The sequence below is a fragment of the Streptomyces sp. NPDC056452 genome (assembly GCF_042796085.1).
GTDB lineage: Bacteria > Actinomycetota > Actinomycetes > Streptomycetales > Streptomycetaceae > Streptomyces.
Genome location: NZ_JBHTRI010000005.1, coordinates 177,757 through 191,329, shown reverse-complemented (window position 1 = coordinate 191,329; position 13,573 = coordinate 177,757). Strand labels below are relative to the sequence as shown.

At 70.6% G+C, this 13,573-nt stretch carries 16 protein-coding genes; 6 read left to right on the top strand and 10 right to left on the bottom strand.

The window, feature by feature from the left end:
- Positions 1-31: 31 nt before the first annotated feature.
- Positions 32-1,654, bottom strand: coding sequence for a DAK2 domain-containing protein (locus tag ACFQ6X_RS07330; protein WP_383177470.1), 1,623 nt, complete (start codon positions 1,652-1,654; stop codon positions 32-34).
- Positions 1,655-1,911: 257 nt separating this feature from the next.
- Here ACFQ6X_RS07330 and rpmB point away from each other — a divergent pair, with 257 nt between their 5' ends.
- Complete coding sequence (rpmB, locus tag ACFQ6X_RS07325; RefSeq protein WP_003965989.1) at positions 1,912-2,097, top strand: 50S ribosomal protein L28; 186 nt, start codon at positions 1,912-1,914, stop codon at positions 2,095-2,097.
- 84 nt (positions 2,098-2,181) lie between these two features.
- On the opposite strand, the gene thiD is transcribed toward rpmB, so the two are convergent.
- A complete protein-coding gene (thiD, locus tag ACFQ6X_RS07320) occupies positions 2,182-2,988 on the bottom strand; it encodes a bifunctional hydroxymethylpyrimidine kinase/phosphomethylpyrimidine kinase (RefSeq protein ID WP_383177247.1) in 807 nt (268 codons plus the stop codon).
- Between the two features lie 10 nt (positions 2,989-2,998).
- Entirely contained in the window at positions 2,999-3,970 is a 972-nt protein-coding gene (locus tag ACFQ6X_RS07315; RefSeq protein ID WP_329206991.1) for a thiamine-phosphate kinase, read from the bottom strand.
- A 320-nt stretch (positions 3,971-4,290) separates the two neighbouring features.
- Between ACFQ6X_RS07315 and ACFQ6X_RS07310 the strand changes: the two genes are divergently transcribed.
- Both ACFQ6X_RS07310 and ACFQ6X_RS07305 read left to right on the top strand, forming a co-directional pair.
- Positions 4,291-4,524, top strand: a complete 234-nt coding sequence (locus ACFQ6X_RS07310; protein WP_056791028.1) for an Lrp/AsnC family transcriptional regulator — start codon at positions 4,291-4,293, stop codon at positions 4,522-4,524.
- 20 nt (positions 4,525-4,544) lie between these two features.
- Positions 4,545-5,033 (top strand): DUF3515 domain-containing protein, encoded by a 489-nt coding sequence (locus ACFQ6X_RS07305; RefSeq protein ID WP_383177243.1) that lies wholly within the window; start codon positions 4,545-4,547, stop codon positions 5,031-5,033.
- A gap of 9 nt (positions 5,034-5,042) precedes the next feature.
- On the opposite strand, the gene ACFQ6X_RS07300 is transcribed toward ACFQ6X_RS07305, so the two are convergent.
- Genes ACFQ6X_RS07300 through ACFQ6X_RS07290 form a run of 3 tightly spaced genes read right to left on the bottom strand, consistent with a single transcriptional unit; the run spans position 5,043 to position 8,021 of the window.
- Positions 5,043-6,227, bottom strand: a complete 1,185-nt coding sequence (locus ACFQ6X_RS07300; protein WP_383177240.1) for a D-alanine--D-alanine ligase family protein — start codon at positions 6,225-6,227, stop codon at positions 5,043-5,045.
- Positions 6,228-6,261: 34 nt separating this feature from the next.
- Positions 6,262-7,272: an NAD(P)H-dependent glycerol-3-phosphate dehydrogenase gene (locus ACFQ6X_RS07295; protein ID WP_383177237.1), complete on the bottom strand. Its 1,011-nt coding sequence runs from the start codon at positions 7,270-7,272 to the stop codon at positions 6,262-6,264.
- Positions 7,269-8,021, bottom strand: coding sequence for a lysophospholipid acyltransferase family protein (locus ACFQ6X_RS07290; RefSeq protein WP_383177234.1), 753 nt, complete (start codon positions 8,019-8,021; stop codon positions 7,269-7,271). Before ACFQ6X_RS07290 ends, ACFQ6X_RS07295 begins: the two co-directional genes overlap by 4 nt.
- A gap of 150 nt (positions 8,022-8,171) precedes the next feature.
- Here ACFQ6X_RS07290 and cofC point away from each other — a divergent pair, with 150 nt between their 5' ends.
- Positions 8,172-8,855: a 2-phospho-L-lactate guanylyltransferase gene (gene cofC / locus ACFQ6X_RS07285; RefSeq protein WP_383177231.1), complete on the top strand. Its 684-nt coding sequence runs from the start codon at positions 8,172-8,174 to the stop codon at positions 8,853-8,855.
- A gap of 10 nt (positions 8,856-8,865) precedes the next feature.
- Complete coding sequence (locus tag ACFQ6X_RS07280) at positions 8,866-9,069, top strand: hypothetical protein (protein ID WP_383177228.1); 204 nt, start codon at positions 8,866-8,868, stop codon at positions 9,067-9,069.
- Between the two features lie 80 nt (positions 9,070-9,149).
- Here ACFQ6X_RS07280 and ACFQ6X_RS07275 read toward each other — a convergent pair whose 3' ends face one another.
- The 4 genes from ACFQ6X_RS07275 to leuC form a co-directional block, all read right to left on the bottom strand.
- The gene (locus ACFQ6X_RS07275; protein WP_383177225.1) at positions 9,150-9,803 is read right to left on the bottom strand and encodes an HU family DNA-binding protein; all 654 of its coding nucleotides are present in this window, start codon (positions 9,801-9,803) and stop codon (positions 9,150-9,152) included.
- Positions 9,804-9,946: 143 nt separating this feature from the next.
- Positions 9,947-10,174 carry a hypothetical protein gene (locus ACFQ6X_RS07270; protein ID WP_329207005.1) on the bottom strand — a complete coding sequence of 76 codons (228 nt, stop codon included), beginning with the start codon at positions 10,172-10,174 and terminating at the stop codon, positions 9,947-9,949.
- 104 nt (positions 10,175-10,278) lie between these two features.
- A complete protein-coding gene (gene leuD / locus ACFQ6X_RS07265) occupies positions 10,279-10,872 on the bottom strand; it encodes a 3-isopropylmalate dehydratase small subunit (RefSeq protein WP_383177222.1) in 594 nt (197 codons plus the stop codon).
- Between the two features lie 2 nt (positions 10,873-10,874).
- A complete protein-coding gene (gene leuC / locus ACFQ6X_RS07260) occupies positions 10,875-12,302 on the bottom strand; it encodes a 3-isopropylmalate dehydratase large subunit (RefSeq protein WP_329207009.1) in 1,428 nt (475 codons plus the stop codon).
- Between the two features lie 174 nt (positions 12,303-12,476).
- Here leuC and ndgR point away from each other — a divergent pair, with 174 nt between their 5' ends.
- Positions 12,477-13,193: an IclR family transcriptional regulator NdgR gene (gene ndgR, locus ACFQ6X_RS07255; protein WP_014048551.1), complete on the top strand. Its 717-nt coding sequence runs from the start codon at positions 12,477-12,479 to the stop codon at positions 13,191-13,193.
- The last annotated feature ends 380 nt before the right edge of the window (positions 13,194-13,573 follow it).

Sequence of the window (13,573 nt, the reverse complement as noted above, 5' to 3'; positions counted from 1 at the left end):
ACAAATGTCGCCGGGCGCCGCACCGGGCCCGCTACTCGACGCCGATCAGCAGGGGTGCCGCCTGGTGGCCGCCCCGGTAGACCACCGTGTCCACGGCCAGGTAGCCCTCGCGGACGTGCTCCTGGAGGGCGTCGGCCAGGGCGTCGGGGACGTCCTCGCCCAGGACCAGCGTGACGAGTTCGCCGCCCGCCGACAGCATCCGGTCCAGGACGGTCCGGGCCGTGCCGGGGACGTCCTCGCCGATGACGGCGACGTCCCCGTCGATCAGGCCGAGGATGTCGCCCGCCTGGCAGATGCCGGCCATGGTCCATGACTGCCGTTCGGCCACGGCCAGTTCGGCGTACCGGGTGGCGCCGGCCGCCGCGGTCATCGCCACGACGTCCTCGTCGAAGCTGCGGTCCGGTTCGTGGACGGCGAGCGCGGCGATGCCCTGGACGGCGGCGCGGGTGGGGATCAGGGCGACGCGTACGCCCTCGGCCCTGGCCTGCTCGGCGGCTGCCGCCGCGGTGTGGCGCAGCTGGGCGTCGTTGGGCAGCAGGACCACTTCGCGGGCGTGGGCCCGGCGGATCGCGTCGACCAGTTCGCCGCTGGCCGGCGGTTCGCCGGGTCGCGCCAGCACCGTGGTCGCCCCGGCCTCCGTGCACAGGCCGGAGAGTCCGTCGCCGGGTACCACGACGACGACGCCGCGCTGGGCGGGTTCCAGGTGGGCGCGGACCCGGTCGGCGGCGAAGTGCGTGATCCGGATCCGGTACGGCCGGCCGGCCTCGACCCCCGCCTCCACGGCGGCTCCGGCGTCGTCGACATGGACGTGGACGTTCCACAGGCCGTCGCCGCCGACCACGACGAGGGAGTCGCCCAGCGCGTCCAGTCGGCTCCGCAGCCGGTCGACGGCTTCGTCGCGGGCCTCCAGCAGGTAGATCACCTCGAAGGCGGGACCACTGTCCGGGCCCTCCTGGGCGCAGTCGCCGGTGAGGGGCAGGGCGTCGGGGGCCACCTTCGGCGTGCGCGCCGGTGCCTGCCCGCCGACCGCTTCGAGCAGCGCCCCGAGCACGGTCACGAGGCCTTGCCCGCCCGCGTCCACGACGCCCGCCCGGCTGAGGACGGCGAGCTGTCCGGGGGTCGCGGCCAGTGCCGTGCGCGCGCCTTCGTAGGCGGCGTCCAGCACGGCCGTGAGGCCGGCGGTGCCCGCGGTGGCCGCGGCGGCTTCGGCGGCGGCGCCGGCGACGGTCAGCACGGTGCCCTCCACGGGGTGGGCGACGGCCCGGCGGGCAGCGGCGGCGGCCTCGGTCAGGGCGGTACGCAGGTGATCCGCGTCACCCGCCTCGGCGAGCACGCCGGCCATCCCGCGCAGCAGCTGGGCCAGGATCGTGCCGGAGTTCCCGCGGGCTCCGATCAGCGCGCCGTGCGCCATCGCCCGTACGGCGTCGGCGGCGGCGGGCACGGTGGAGCCCGTCTCATGGGCCGCGAAGACCGCTTCGACGGCTGCCGCCGCGGACTCCACGGTCAGGTAGAGGTTGGTGCCGGTGTCCCCGTCGGCGACGGGGTAGACGTTGATGGCGTCGATCGCCTCGCGCTCGCGGCCCAGGGCTTCCAGCGCCAGTGAGCACCAGGTGCGCACCGCGACGGCGTCCAGTTCGTCGGGGGACTGCGGCACCGTGTGGTCCTCCTTGAGGCGGCCGAGGGGGGCGGACTGCACCGCAGAGTAGCCCTCGCCCGGAGCACCGGGCCGGGACAGGGGCGGGCGGACGGACCTGCGGTCCGTGGTAGTTTCGTATCTCCGAGGCAGCCGTTGTATGCTGCTTCGGTTGCCCGGCGAGAGTCGGGCCATTCCTCCGGTACCGCCACTTCAGTCAAATGAATCCGGCGCGCCGGAATTCACTGTAAGTGCATCTGAAGTCTTTGGAGTGACCCGTGGCTGCCAACTGCGACGTTTGCGGCAAGGGGCCGAGCTTCGGCAACAGCATTTCGCACTCGCACCGCCGTACGTCCCGTCGCTGGAATCCCAACATCCAGCGCGTGCGTGCCGTGGTCGGTCGGACGCCGAAGCGGCTCAACGTCTGCACCTCGTGCATCAAGGCCGGCAAGGTCGCGCGCTGACGTCTCGTCGTAGCGCAGCCTTCCGGTTGCCCAAAAAGCCGGTCCACCTCGGTGGACCGGCTTTTTGCTGTGCTCTCCGCGCCCTCAGCGGGCGCGGGTCCGCCAGCCGTGGTCGACGGGGCCTATCCCGCCGCCGAGCGCGAAGCCCGCTTCGATCGCGCCGGTGACGTACGCCTTCGCGCCGTGTACGGCCGTCGGCACGTCCTGGCCCTTGGCGAGTCCGCACGCGATCGCCGAGGCCAGGGTGCAGCCCGTGCCGTGGGTGTGCCGGTTGTCGTGCCTCGGCGCGCGCAGCCAGTGCTCCTCGCTGCCGTCCGTCAGCAGGTCCACGGCCTCGCCGGGCAGGTGTCCGCCCTTGATGACCACCCAGCGCGGCCCGTAGGAGAGCATCTCGGCGGCGGCCCGCCGCATTCCCCGCTCGTCGGTGACCGTGATCCCGGTGAGCTGGGTCACTTCGTCGAGGTTCGGGGTGGCCACCGTCGCGGCCGGCAGGAGTTTCGTCCGTACGGAATCGAGGGCCTCGGCGGCCAGCAGCGCGTCCCCGTGCTTGGAGACCCCGACGGGGTCGACGACGACGGGTGCGTCCGTCCCCGCCAGGAGGCCGGCGACGGCGTCGACGAGTGCGGCCGAGGACAGCATGCCGGTCTTCACGGCCTGGACGCCGATGTCGTCGACGACACTGCGGTACTGGGCGCGTACGGCTTCCACGGGAAGGTCCCAGGCCCCCTGGACGCCCAGCGAGTTCTGGGCGGTCACAGCGGTCAGGACGCTCATTCCGTGCGTCCCGAGGGCCAGCATCGTCTTGAGGTCGGCCTGGATGCCCGCACCGCCGCCGGAGTCGGATCCGGCGACGGTGAGCACTCTGGGCGGAACAGCGGTCGGTATAGCCATGCCCCGGAATCTACTGGGCGTCCTCGATGGAGCCGAAGTGGTCCCAGCCGCCCTTGCTCGTCCAGGGCGCCCCGTCGACGGTGACCTGGGGCAGCGCGGAGGGGTTGAGGACCTCTCCGATCACCTTCCAGCGGGCGGGGAGCTTCACGTCCTGGGGGAACGTCGCCACGATCGCGTGGTCCTCTCCCCCGGTGAGCACCCACTGCAGCGGGTCGACGCCGACGGCCTGCCCGATGTCGGACATCTGCGAGGGGATGTCGATCAGTCCGGAGCGCAGATCGATCCTGACCTTGCTGGCCTCGGCGATGTGACCGAGGTCGGCGACGAGTCCGTCGCTGACGTCGGTCATGGCGGTGGCGCCGAGCCCGGCCGCCGCGGGGCCCGCGTGGTAGGGCGGTTCGGGCCGCCGGTGGGCCTCGACGAAGGCGCGCGGTGAGCGGAAGCCGCGGGAGAGCACGGCGAATCCGGCGGCGGACCAGCCCAGCCAGCCGGTGACGGCCACGACGTCGCCGGGCCTGGCACCGGACCGGGTGACGGGTTCGTGGTTGCGCAGGTCGCCGAGCGCGGTGATCGCGACGGTGATGGTGTCGCCGCCGACGACATCGCCCCCGACCACGGCGGCACCGGCGACCTGGCATTCGTCACGCAGCCCGTCCATCAGCTCGGCGGCCCAGGTGACCGGGAGGTCGGCGGGTACGACGAGGCCGAGGAGCAGGGCCGTGGGCACGGCGCCCATGGCCGCGATGTCGGCGAGGTTCTGTGCGGCGGCCTTGCGGCCGACGTCGTACGCGGTCGACCAGTCGCGGCGGAAGTGCCGCCCTTCCAACAGGATGTCCGTACTGGCCACGACCCTGCGGTCGGGAGCGGCCACGACCGCGGCGTCGTCGCCGGGTCCCAGCCGTACCGCCGGAGTGGTGGTGAGCCGGGAAGTGAGCTCTCTGATGAGCCCGAACTCCCCCAACTCGCCCACGGTTCCCTTCACCGAGTCTCACCTCTCATTTATCGCACCGGACACCTGTCCGGGCTGCTTCAGCGGCCGGAGGTCCGGACCGTGAACGGGCCGTCGACGGGAGCCGGTGGCCCCGGGACGTACGGGCATCACTGTCCCCCTTCTGCACCGGTGGGCTTGCGGTCGCGCGCCCTTGCTGCTGTCGGTACCGTCAAGAGATACGTCAACTTCTGTGCTGTGCACGCCACGCTGTGGACGTCAACCGGCCCGCAGGTCTCCCCGCGGCCCGCGGCAACGCGATAACGTGGCGTCCCTTTCCCCCACATGATCCTCGTGGCCGCCCTGGAGGTTCCGTGGTACAGGCGTACATCCTTATCCAGACCGAGGTGGGCAAGGCGTCGATCGTCGCCGAGACCATCGCCAAGCTCCCGGGAGTGATCCAGGCAGAGGACGTCACAGGCCCTTACGACGTGATCGTGCGCGCGCAGGCCGATACGGTCGACGCCCTCGGCCGCATGGTGGTCGCCAAGGTGCAGCAGGTGGACGGCATCACGCGAACCCTGACCTGCCCGGTCGTCCACCTCTGACCCCCTACTACGCTGGTCCGGTGACGCACACCCGCCGCCGGTCCCCCCGATCCGCACTTCTCGCCGCGCCCGCCGCCGCCCTGCTCGTCCTGGCCGCGGTGGGCTGCTCCTCGGGCGCCCGCCTCTCCGTCACGGTTCCCACCCCGTCGCCGGAGGCCGCAGCGTACTGCGAGGCGCTGCACAAGGAGCTGCCGAAGACCGTCACCGGTCTCGAGCGGAGTGATTCCGGACCGGATTCCGTGCTGACCGCCGTCTGGGGGGACGGGGCGATCGTACTGCGCTGCGGCGTCCCCCGGCCCGCGAAGATGGACGATGTCCAGTCCGAGGCGATCGACGCGGACGGCGTCAACTGGCTGCTGGAGCAGCGGGATGACGCCGGTCCGCGGTTCACGACCACCTACCGCAAGGCGTATGTCGAGGTGACGCTCGGGGCGGAGTACGCCCACGACGCCACCCCTCTGTCGGCGTTCGCCGTACCGGTCAGGGCCACGGTGCCCGACAGCCTCTAGACCGCGGGGTCAGCGCAGTCCGGTGGAGCGGTTCAGTGCGGACTGGATCAGCCGGTCCACCAGCTCCCGGTAGTCCACACCGCTCTCCTGCCACATGCGCGGGTACATGGAGATCGGGGTGAAGCCCGGCATGGTGTTGATCTCGTTGATGACGAACGTGCCGTCCTCGGTGAGGAAGAAGTCGGCGCGCACCAGGCCCTCGCAGGACGCGGCCTCGAAGGCTTCGACGGCGAGCCGCTGGACCTCTGCGGTCTGCTCCTCGGTGAGCGGTGCGGGCACCAGGCCGGCCGCCGAGTCGATGTACTTGGCCTCGAAGTCGTAGAAGTCGTGCGAGGTGACCGGCGGGATCTCGGCGGGCACGCTGGCACGCGGTCCGTCCTCGAACTCCAGCACGCCGCACTCGATCTCGCGGCCGCGCAGCAGGGACTCCACGAGGAACTTGGGGTCGTGCCGGCGGGCTTCCTCGATGGCCTCGTCGAGGCCGGCGGCGTCGTCGACCTTGGTGATGCCCATGGAGGAGCCACCGCGGGCGGGCTTCACGAAGAGCGGCCAGCCGTGTTCGGCGGCGAACTCCATGATGCGCTTGCGGGCGGCGGGGCGGTCCGACTCCCACTCCCGGGGGCGGACGACCTCGTACGGGCCGACCGGCAGCCCGAAGGAGGTGAACACCCGCTTCATGTACTCCTTGTCCTGGCCGACGGCCGAGGCGAGGACACCCGCGCCGACGTACGGCACACCGGACAGCTCGAGGAGCCCCTGGAGCGTGCCGTCCTCGCCGTACGGGCCGTGGAGCATGGGGAAGACCACGTCGACCTCGCCGAGGGCCGTGGGCACCGCGCCGGGTTCGCTGAGGACGACCTCACGGCTGCCCGGGTCGACGGAGAGCGCGACGACCCCCCGCGCGGACTCGGTCAGCTGGTCCACCTCGGGGACCTTGCGGTCCGTGATGGCCATACGGGCCGGGTCGTCGGCCGTGAGGGCCCAACGTCCGTCCCTGGTGATGCCGATCGGCAGGACGTCGTACTTCGTCCGGTCGATGGCGCTCATGATGGCACCGGCCGTGACGACCGAGATGCCGTGTTCGGAGCTCCGGCCGCCGAACACGACGGCCACGCGCGGCTTGCGGCCCTGCTCGGAGCTCTGCTCGGAGCTCAGGGGGCTCTCAGGGCTCTGGGGGAGGTTCTGGCTGCTCATATCGCGATGAGCGTACCTGCTGGTAGGGCTCGAGTCAGCGCCGCTCGGGCTTGGCGCTGCGCGACATCAGTTCCTTGACCGCGACCACCGGCGGCTTGCCCTCGTGGACGATGCTGACGACCGTCTCGGTGATGGGCATGTCGACACCGTGCCTGCGTGCCAGATCGAGCACCGACTCGCAGGACTTGACGCCCTCGGCCGTCTGGCTGGTGGCGGCGACGGTCTCCTGGAGTGTCATCCCCCGGCCGAGGTTGGTGCCGAAGGTGTGGTTGCGCGACAGCGGGGACGAGCACGTGGCCACCAGGTCGCCGAGGCCCGCGAGTCCGGAGAACGTCAGCGGGTCGGCGCCCATGGCGAGGCCGAGGCGGGTGGTCTCGGCGAGGCCGCGGGTGATGAGCGAGCCCTTGGTGTTGTCGCCGAGGCCCATGCCGTCGGCGATGCCCACGGCGAGACCGATGACGTTCTTGACGGCGCCGCCGAGTTCGCAGCCGACGACGTCGGTGTTGGTGTACGGCCGGAAGTACGGGGTGTGGCAGGCGGCCTGGAGGCGCTGGGCCACGGATTCGTCCGAGCAGGCGACGACGGCGGCCGCGGGGCGGCGTTCGGCGATCTCCTTGGCGAGGTTGGGGCCGGTGACGACGGCGATACGGTCCGCGGAGACCTTGGTGACGTCCTGGATGACCTCGCTCATCCGCTTGGCGGTGCCGAGTTCGACACCCTTCATCAGCGAGACGAGCACCGTGCCCGGTTCCAGGTACGGGACCCAGTCGGCGAGGTTGGCGCGCAGCGTCTGCGAGGGCACGGCGAGGACCGCGAAGTCGGCGCCGCGCAGCGCCTCGGCGGCGTCGGTGGTGGCCCGGACCGAGGCGGGGAGCTCAATTCCCGGCAGATAGCCCGGGTTGGTACGGGTGGTGTTGATGGCGTCGGCGACTTCGGCGCGGCGGCCCCAGAGGGTGACCTCGCAGCCCGCGTCCGCCAGGACCATGGCGAAGGCCGTACCCCATGAGCCGGTTCCGAAGACGGCTGCCTTTGCGGGGTGCGTCACGTGGGTCCCTTTCCGTCTGCCTTGCGCCGCTGTTCAGCACGGGCCTTGCGGTGATCGTAGAGCTCGGCGGGGGCCTTCTCGCCGCGTACTTCCTCCAGCTGTGCGGTGACCGCGGCCATGATGACCTCGGTGGCACTGCGCAGCACCTCGGGCGTCGGCTCCAGGCCGTAGAAGCGGGAGAGGTCCACCGGCGGTCCCGCCTGGACCGTGAGGGTCTTGCGGGGGAACAGCCGGAGCTTGTCCTCCTTGGCGTAGGGCGGCATCGCGAGGTTGGCGCCCCACTGGGCGACGGGGATGACGGGGGCCTTGGTCATCAGCGCGACGCGGGCGGCGCCGGTCTTGCCGGCCATCGGCCACATGTCGGGGTCCCGGGTGAGGGTGCCCTCCGGGTAGAAGGCGACGCATTCGCCCCGCTCGATGGCGTCGACGGCGGCGCGGAATGCGTCCAGCGCGTCGGTCGTCTCACGGTATACGGGGATCTGTCCGGTGCCGCGGAGCATCATTCCGACAAAGGGGGTCCTGAACAGTCCCGCTTTTGCGAGGAGCCGCGGTACCCGGCCGGTGTTGTACTGGAAGTGCCCGTACGAAAGCGGGTCCAGATACGAGTTGTGATTGACCGCTGTGATGAATCCGCCATCGGCCGGAATGTGTTCCATTCCCCGCCAGTCGCGCTTGAACAGAACCACCAGGGGTGGTTTTGCGATGACCGCCGCCAGGCGGTACCAGAAGCCGATTCTACGGCGGGACACTCGGACGCCTTCCTCTAGGAACTGACCTGCTGCCTGGCTCGTGGCGGTGACGTCTCGCCCCCAGGCCGCTTCTGTGTGGAGAACACCGTACGCCTCGCCTGCGGGGGCGGCCCTCCGGGTTGTCGTACCGGCAGGCGAGAATAAGTCCTGATGCGTACGGAGGGGGAGATCGCCACGAACACCGACCCGACCGAGTCCTGGTCCTTGGTCGTCCCGCTGAAACCTCTCGCACGGGCCAAGAGCCGGTTGGGGCGGGCGGCCGGTGAGGAACTCCGCCCCCGGTTCGCGCTGGCGTTCGCCCAGGACACGGTGTCCGCCGCACTGTCCTGCCGGGCCGTTCGGGATGTGGTGGTCGTCACGGACGACCTGGCCGCGGGGGCGGCGCTGGCCGCGCTCGGGGCCCGCGTCGTGGCCGACGCACCGGCGGCCGGGCTGAACGCCGCGCTGGAGTACGGCGCGCGGTCCGTGCTCGCGCGGCGTCCAGGCGCAGCGGTGGCCGCCCTCAATGCCGATCTGCCCGCGCTGCGCCCGGAGGAATTGGCGCGGGTGCTCGAATTCTCCGCGGAATTTCCGCGCGCATTTGTCACCGATACGCAGGGAATCGGGACCACATTTCTGTCGGCCGCACCCGGGGTGGAATTGCTGCCGGCCTTCGGCGGACCGTCGGCGGCACGGCACCTGGCGTCGGGAGCCGCGCAGATCTCGCTGCCCGGCCTCGACTCCGTGCGCAGGGACGTGGACACGGGCGAGGATCTGCGGGTGGCCCTGGCCCTCGGGGTGGGGCCGTACACCGCGCGGCTGCAGACCTCGGTGGCGCCGACCGGGGACCGATAGGCTGCCGTTCATGCAGGCGACCTCGTTCACGTACGACTCCGAGACCCGCACCGGCAGCGTGCTTCTCGACGACGGCACCCCGGTGGACTTCGATGCCGCCGCCTTCGACGCGGGCAGCCTGCGGCTGCTGCGTCCGGGGCAGCGGGTGCGCATCGAGACCGAGGGCGAGGGGCCTTCCCTCCGGATCACCCTGGTGACCCTGCAGACGCTGTGAACGGCTCCTGACAGCCCGCGGGCCGGGCTCCCCGGAGGGAGCCCGGCCCGGCGCGTATGAGAAGCGAGCGTTGCCCGGTCTCACTTCTTGCGTGCGGTGACCTTCTTGGCTGTGGTCTTGCGCGCCGTGGTCTTCTTCGCGGGCGCCTTCTTCGCCGTGGTCTTCTTGGCGGGTGCGGTCTTGGCCGCCACGGTCTTCTTCGTGGCCGTCGCCTTCTTGGCCGGGGCCGTCTTCTTCGCGGCCGCGGTGGTCTTCTTGGCCGTGGCGGTGGTCTTCTTCGCCGTGGTCTTCTTCGCTGCGGCCGTGGTCTTCTTCGCCGCGGCGGTGGTCTTGCGCGCGGTGGCCTTCTTGGCGGTGGCCTTCTTGGCCGCGGCCTTGGCCGTCGTACGGGTGGAAGAACCGCCGGAGAGGCTGCCCTTGGGTGCCTTCTTCACGGCCACGTCGTTCTTGGGGAGCTTCTTGGAGCCGCTCACCAGGTCCTTGAACCCCTGTCCCGCACGGAAACGCGGGACGGACGTCTTCTTGACCCGGACGCGCTCACCCGTCTGCGGGTTGCGGGCGTACCGGGCGGGGCGGTCGACCTTCTCGAACGAGCCGAAGCCGGTGACCGATACACGGTCCCCCGCGACAACCGCACGGACGATCGCGTCGAGTACCACGTCGACTGCGTCTGCGGCCTGCTGGCGGCCGCCGACCTTGTCGGCAATCGCTTCTACGAGCTGCGCCTTGTTCACGTCTTCCCCTTCGGAGACATCGCCGGAACGAAACTGTTCAGGCTTTTTCGCACGTTAGGCAGATATATACCGCAAATCAAACACGAAACGGGCTAATCACCCTAGTGCCGCAACGAAGTCGACCGCTGCGCTGTTCCGCAGAGTCAGTCACCTTCGGGGAATCGGCCCTCATCGAGGTCCTTCATCAACCGGTCCAGACGCCTTGCCGCGTCCGGGAGATCGTGCTTAGCCGCGGCCGTGACGACCAGCAGCTTCCGGGACAGCGCCATCCTTACGCCCTCCGGGACTTGCAGTGTGCGCACCCTTGCGTGCGCTTCCTTCAATCGGTCGGCGACTTCGCCATAGAGCTCGAGTTGGCTGTCGCGTCCCATGCACCGATTGTGCCATCTGGGGCGAGTTGTCGCCCGAGGGGGTCTCAACAAGCGACTGCGCCCCCTGCCGGAAGGCAGGGGGCGCAGTTCGGGAAAAGCGCTGCTCAGGCGTCAATTGTGCGCGGCTTATGGGACGGCCTGGCCGCCTCGTAAGTCGCAATGTCCGCTTCGTTCTGAAGGGTGAGGCTGATGTCGTCGAGCCCGTTCAACAGTCGCCAGCGGGCGTTCTCGTCGAGCTCGAAGTCGGCGGTGATTCCCTCGGCGAGAACCTGCCGCTTCTCCAGGTCAACGGTGATCTCGGCCGTCGGATCGGCCTCCGACAGGTCCCACAGCGCGTCGACGACCTTCTGGTCGAGGACGACGGTCAACAGACCGTTCTTCAGCGAGTTGCCGCGGAAGATGTCGGCGAACCGGGAGGAGATGACCGCCTTGAAGCCGAAGTTCTGCAGGGCCCAGACGGCGTGCTCGCGGGACGAGCCGGTGCCGAAGTCGGGGCCGGCCACCAGTACGGAGGCGCCACTGCGCTCGGGCCGGTTGAGGACGAAGTTCTCGTCCTTGCGCCAGGCCTCGAAGAGCCCGTCCTCGAAGCCGTCGCGGGTGACCTTCTTCAGCCAGTGCGCGGGGATGATCTGGTCGGTGTCGACGTTGCTGCGGCGCAGCGGGACGGCCCGGCCTGTGTGTGCGGTGAATGCTTCCATGGTTATCGGACTCCGGCGGGCGTACGGGCGTCGGACAGGTCTGCGGGCGAGGCCAGATGGCCCAGCACGGCGGTCGCGGCGGCGACCTGCGGGGAGACCAGGTGCGTGCGGCCGCCCTTGCCCTGCCTGCCCTCGAAGTTACGGTTCGAGGTGGAGGCGGAGCGCTCGCCGGGGGCCAGCTGGTCGGGGTTCATGCCGAGGCACATCGAGCAGCCCGCATGCCGCCATTCGGCGCCGGCGGCCGTGAAGACCTTGTCCAGGCCCTCCTCGACGGCCTGCAGGGCGACCCGGACGGAGCCCGGGACGACCAGCATCCGTACGCCGTCGGCGACTTTGCGGCCGTCCAGGATCGAGGCCGCGTTGCGCAGGTCCTCGATCCGGCCGTTCGTGCAGGAACCTACGAAGACGGTGTCAACGTTGATCTCGCGCAGCGGCTGGCCGGCGGTCAACCCCATGTACTCCAGGGCCTTTTCGGCGGCGTTGCGCTCCGAGGCGTCCTCGTACGAAGCAGGGTCGGGGACGTTGGCCGACAGGGGCGCGCCCTGGCCGGGGTTGGTGCCCCAGGTGACGAACGGCGCGAGCTCGGCGGCCTCGATGACGACCTCGGCGTCGAAGACGGCGTCGTCGTCGGAGCGCAGGGTCTCCCAGTACGCCACCGCGGCGTCCCAGTCCGCGCCCTGGGGCGCGTGGTCGCGGCCCTGCAGGTAGTCGAAGGTGGTCCGGTCCGGGGCGATCATGCCCGCGCGGGCACCGGCCTCGATCGACATGTTGCAGATGGTCATCCGGGCCTCCATCGAGAGCTTCTCGATGGCGGAACCGCGGTATTCGAGGATGTAGCCCTGGCCGCCGCCGGTGCCGATCCGGGTGATGATCGCCAGGATCAGGTCCTTGGCGGTGACACTGTCGGGGAGTTCGCCCTCGACAGTGATCGCCATGGTCTTCGGGCGGGCCAGGGGCAGCGTCTGGGTGGCCAGGACGTGCTCGACCTGGCTGGTGCCGATACCGAAGGCCAGCGCACCGAACGCGCCGTGGGTGGAGGTGTGGGAGTCACCGCAGACCACCGTGGTGCCGGGCTGGGTCAGGCCCAGCTGCGGGCCGACCACGTGCACGACGCCCTGCTCGACGTCGCCGAGCGAGTGCAGCCGGACGCCGAAGTCCGCGCAGTTCTTGCGCAGGGTCTCCAGCTGGACACGGGAGACCGGGTCGGCGATCGGCTTGTCGATGTCGAGGGTCGGGGTGTTGTGGTCCTCGGTGGCGATGGTGAGGTCGAGGCGCCGTACCGGGCGTCCGGCCTGACGCAGGCCGTCGAACGCCTGCGGGCTGGTCACCTCGTGCAGCAGGTGCAGATCGATGAAGAGAAGGTCGGGCTCGCCCTCCGCGCGCCGGACGACGTGGTCGTCCCAGACCTTTTCCGCGAGTGTCCTACCCATCGCTTTCCCTCCGGCCGGCGTCTTCGCCGGCCCAACTAGAGATTCGGTGCGCCTCCGTCCGGACCCCCGAGCGGGGCGGTGGCTGCGGGCCGTTGTGCGGCCGCACGTACAGGTTCGCAACTTCCGGAGAAAATTGAACTTGCGTTTCACAGAGTGAGACGCGAGTATCGTCGTATGGACAACTCTAGCGGCGTCGGCGTTCTCGACAAGGCAGCTCTGGTATTGAGCGCCCTGGAGTCCGGTCCGGCCACCCTCGCCGGACTGGTCGCGGCGACAGGGCTTGCAAGGCCCACGGCTCATCGACTGGCCGTGGCACTGGAACACCACCGGATGGTGGCGAGGGACATGCAGGGCCGTTTCATTCTCGGCCCCCGGCTCGCGGAACTCGCGGCCGCGGCGGGTGAGGACCGGCTCCTGGCGACGGCAGGACCCGTTCTCACGCATCTGCGTGACATCACCGGCGAGAGCGCGCAGCTCTACCGCCGGCAGGGCGACATGAGGATCTGCGTGGCGGCTGCGGAGCGTCTGTCCGGACTGCGGGACACCGTGCCGGTCGGCTCCACGCTCACCATGAAGGCGGGTTCCTCCGCCCAGATCCTGATGGCCTGGGAGGAGCCGGAGCGCCTGCACCGCGGCCTGCAGGGGGCCCGCTTCACGGCGACGGCCCTCTCCGGCGTACGGCGGCGCGGCTGGGCCCAGTCGATCGGTGAACGCGAGCCGGGCGTGGCCTCGGTCTCGGCACCGGTCCGCGGCCCGTCGAACCGGGTGGTCGCCGCGGTCTCCGTCTCCGGCCCGATCGAGCGGCTGACCCGCCACCCCGGCCGGATGCACGCCCAGGCGGTCATCGACTCGGCCGCGCGGCTGAGCGAGGCCCTGCGCCGCACCGGCTGAACCAGTACAGCGCACCACCCTTCCCCGAAGGCCGCTCCAGCGCCGTGGCGGCCCCCTTCTTCATCCTGCTTCTTCCTTCCGGTGCTTACTCCCCGGACGCGATACACGAATCGGCCCGCCGCCCGGCGGCCCCGCCGCTCCGCCCAGGAGCCGGGTGAACTCTCCCCCGTACAAGCCTCCTTGGGCGCACGCGCGGCCACTCCCGTCCGCCTCGGTCACCCTGCGGGGCCGACCGCCTCGCCCAACGGACCGTGCGGCACACGAGAAAGGCCCTTCACCGAGATGAAGGGCCTTTCCCTGTCGAGCTGTTGTACCCCCGACCGGATTCGAACCGGCGCTACTGCCGTGAGAGGGCAGCGTGCTAGGCCGCTACACAACGG

Coding starts and splice junctions, on each gene's coding strand:
- ACFQ6X_RS07300 (WP_383177240.1), bottom strand. CDS start 6,227: ATGAGCAGCCAGAACCTCCCCCAGAGCCCTGAGAGCCCCCTGAGCTCC.
- leuC (WP_329207009.1), bottom strand. CDS start 12,302: ATGGGTAGGACACTCGCGGAAAAGGTCTGGGACGACCACGTCGTCCGG.
- thiD (WP_383177247.1), bottom strand. CDS start 2,988: ATGGCTATACCGACCGCTGTTCCGCCCAGAGTGCTCACCGTCGCCGGA.
- ACFQ6X_RS07280 (WP_383177228.1), top strand. CDS start 8,866: ATGCAGGCGACCTCGTTCACGTACGACTCCGAGACCCGCACCGGCAGC.
- cofC (WP_383177231.1), top strand. CDS start 8,172: ATGCGTACGGAGGGGGAGATCGCCACGAACACCGACCCGACCGAGTCC.
- leuD (WP_383177222.1), bottom strand. CDS start 10,872: ATGGAAGCATTCACCGCACACACAGGCCGGGCCGTCCCGCTGCGCCGC.
- ACFQ6X_RS07270 (WP_329207005.1), bottom strand. CDS start 10,174: ATGGGACGCGACAGCCAACTCGAGCTCTATGGCGAAGTCGCCGACCGA.
- ndgR (WP_014048551.1), top strand. CDS start 12,477: ATGGACAACTCTAGCGGCGTCGGCGTTCTCGACAAGGCAGCTCTGGTA.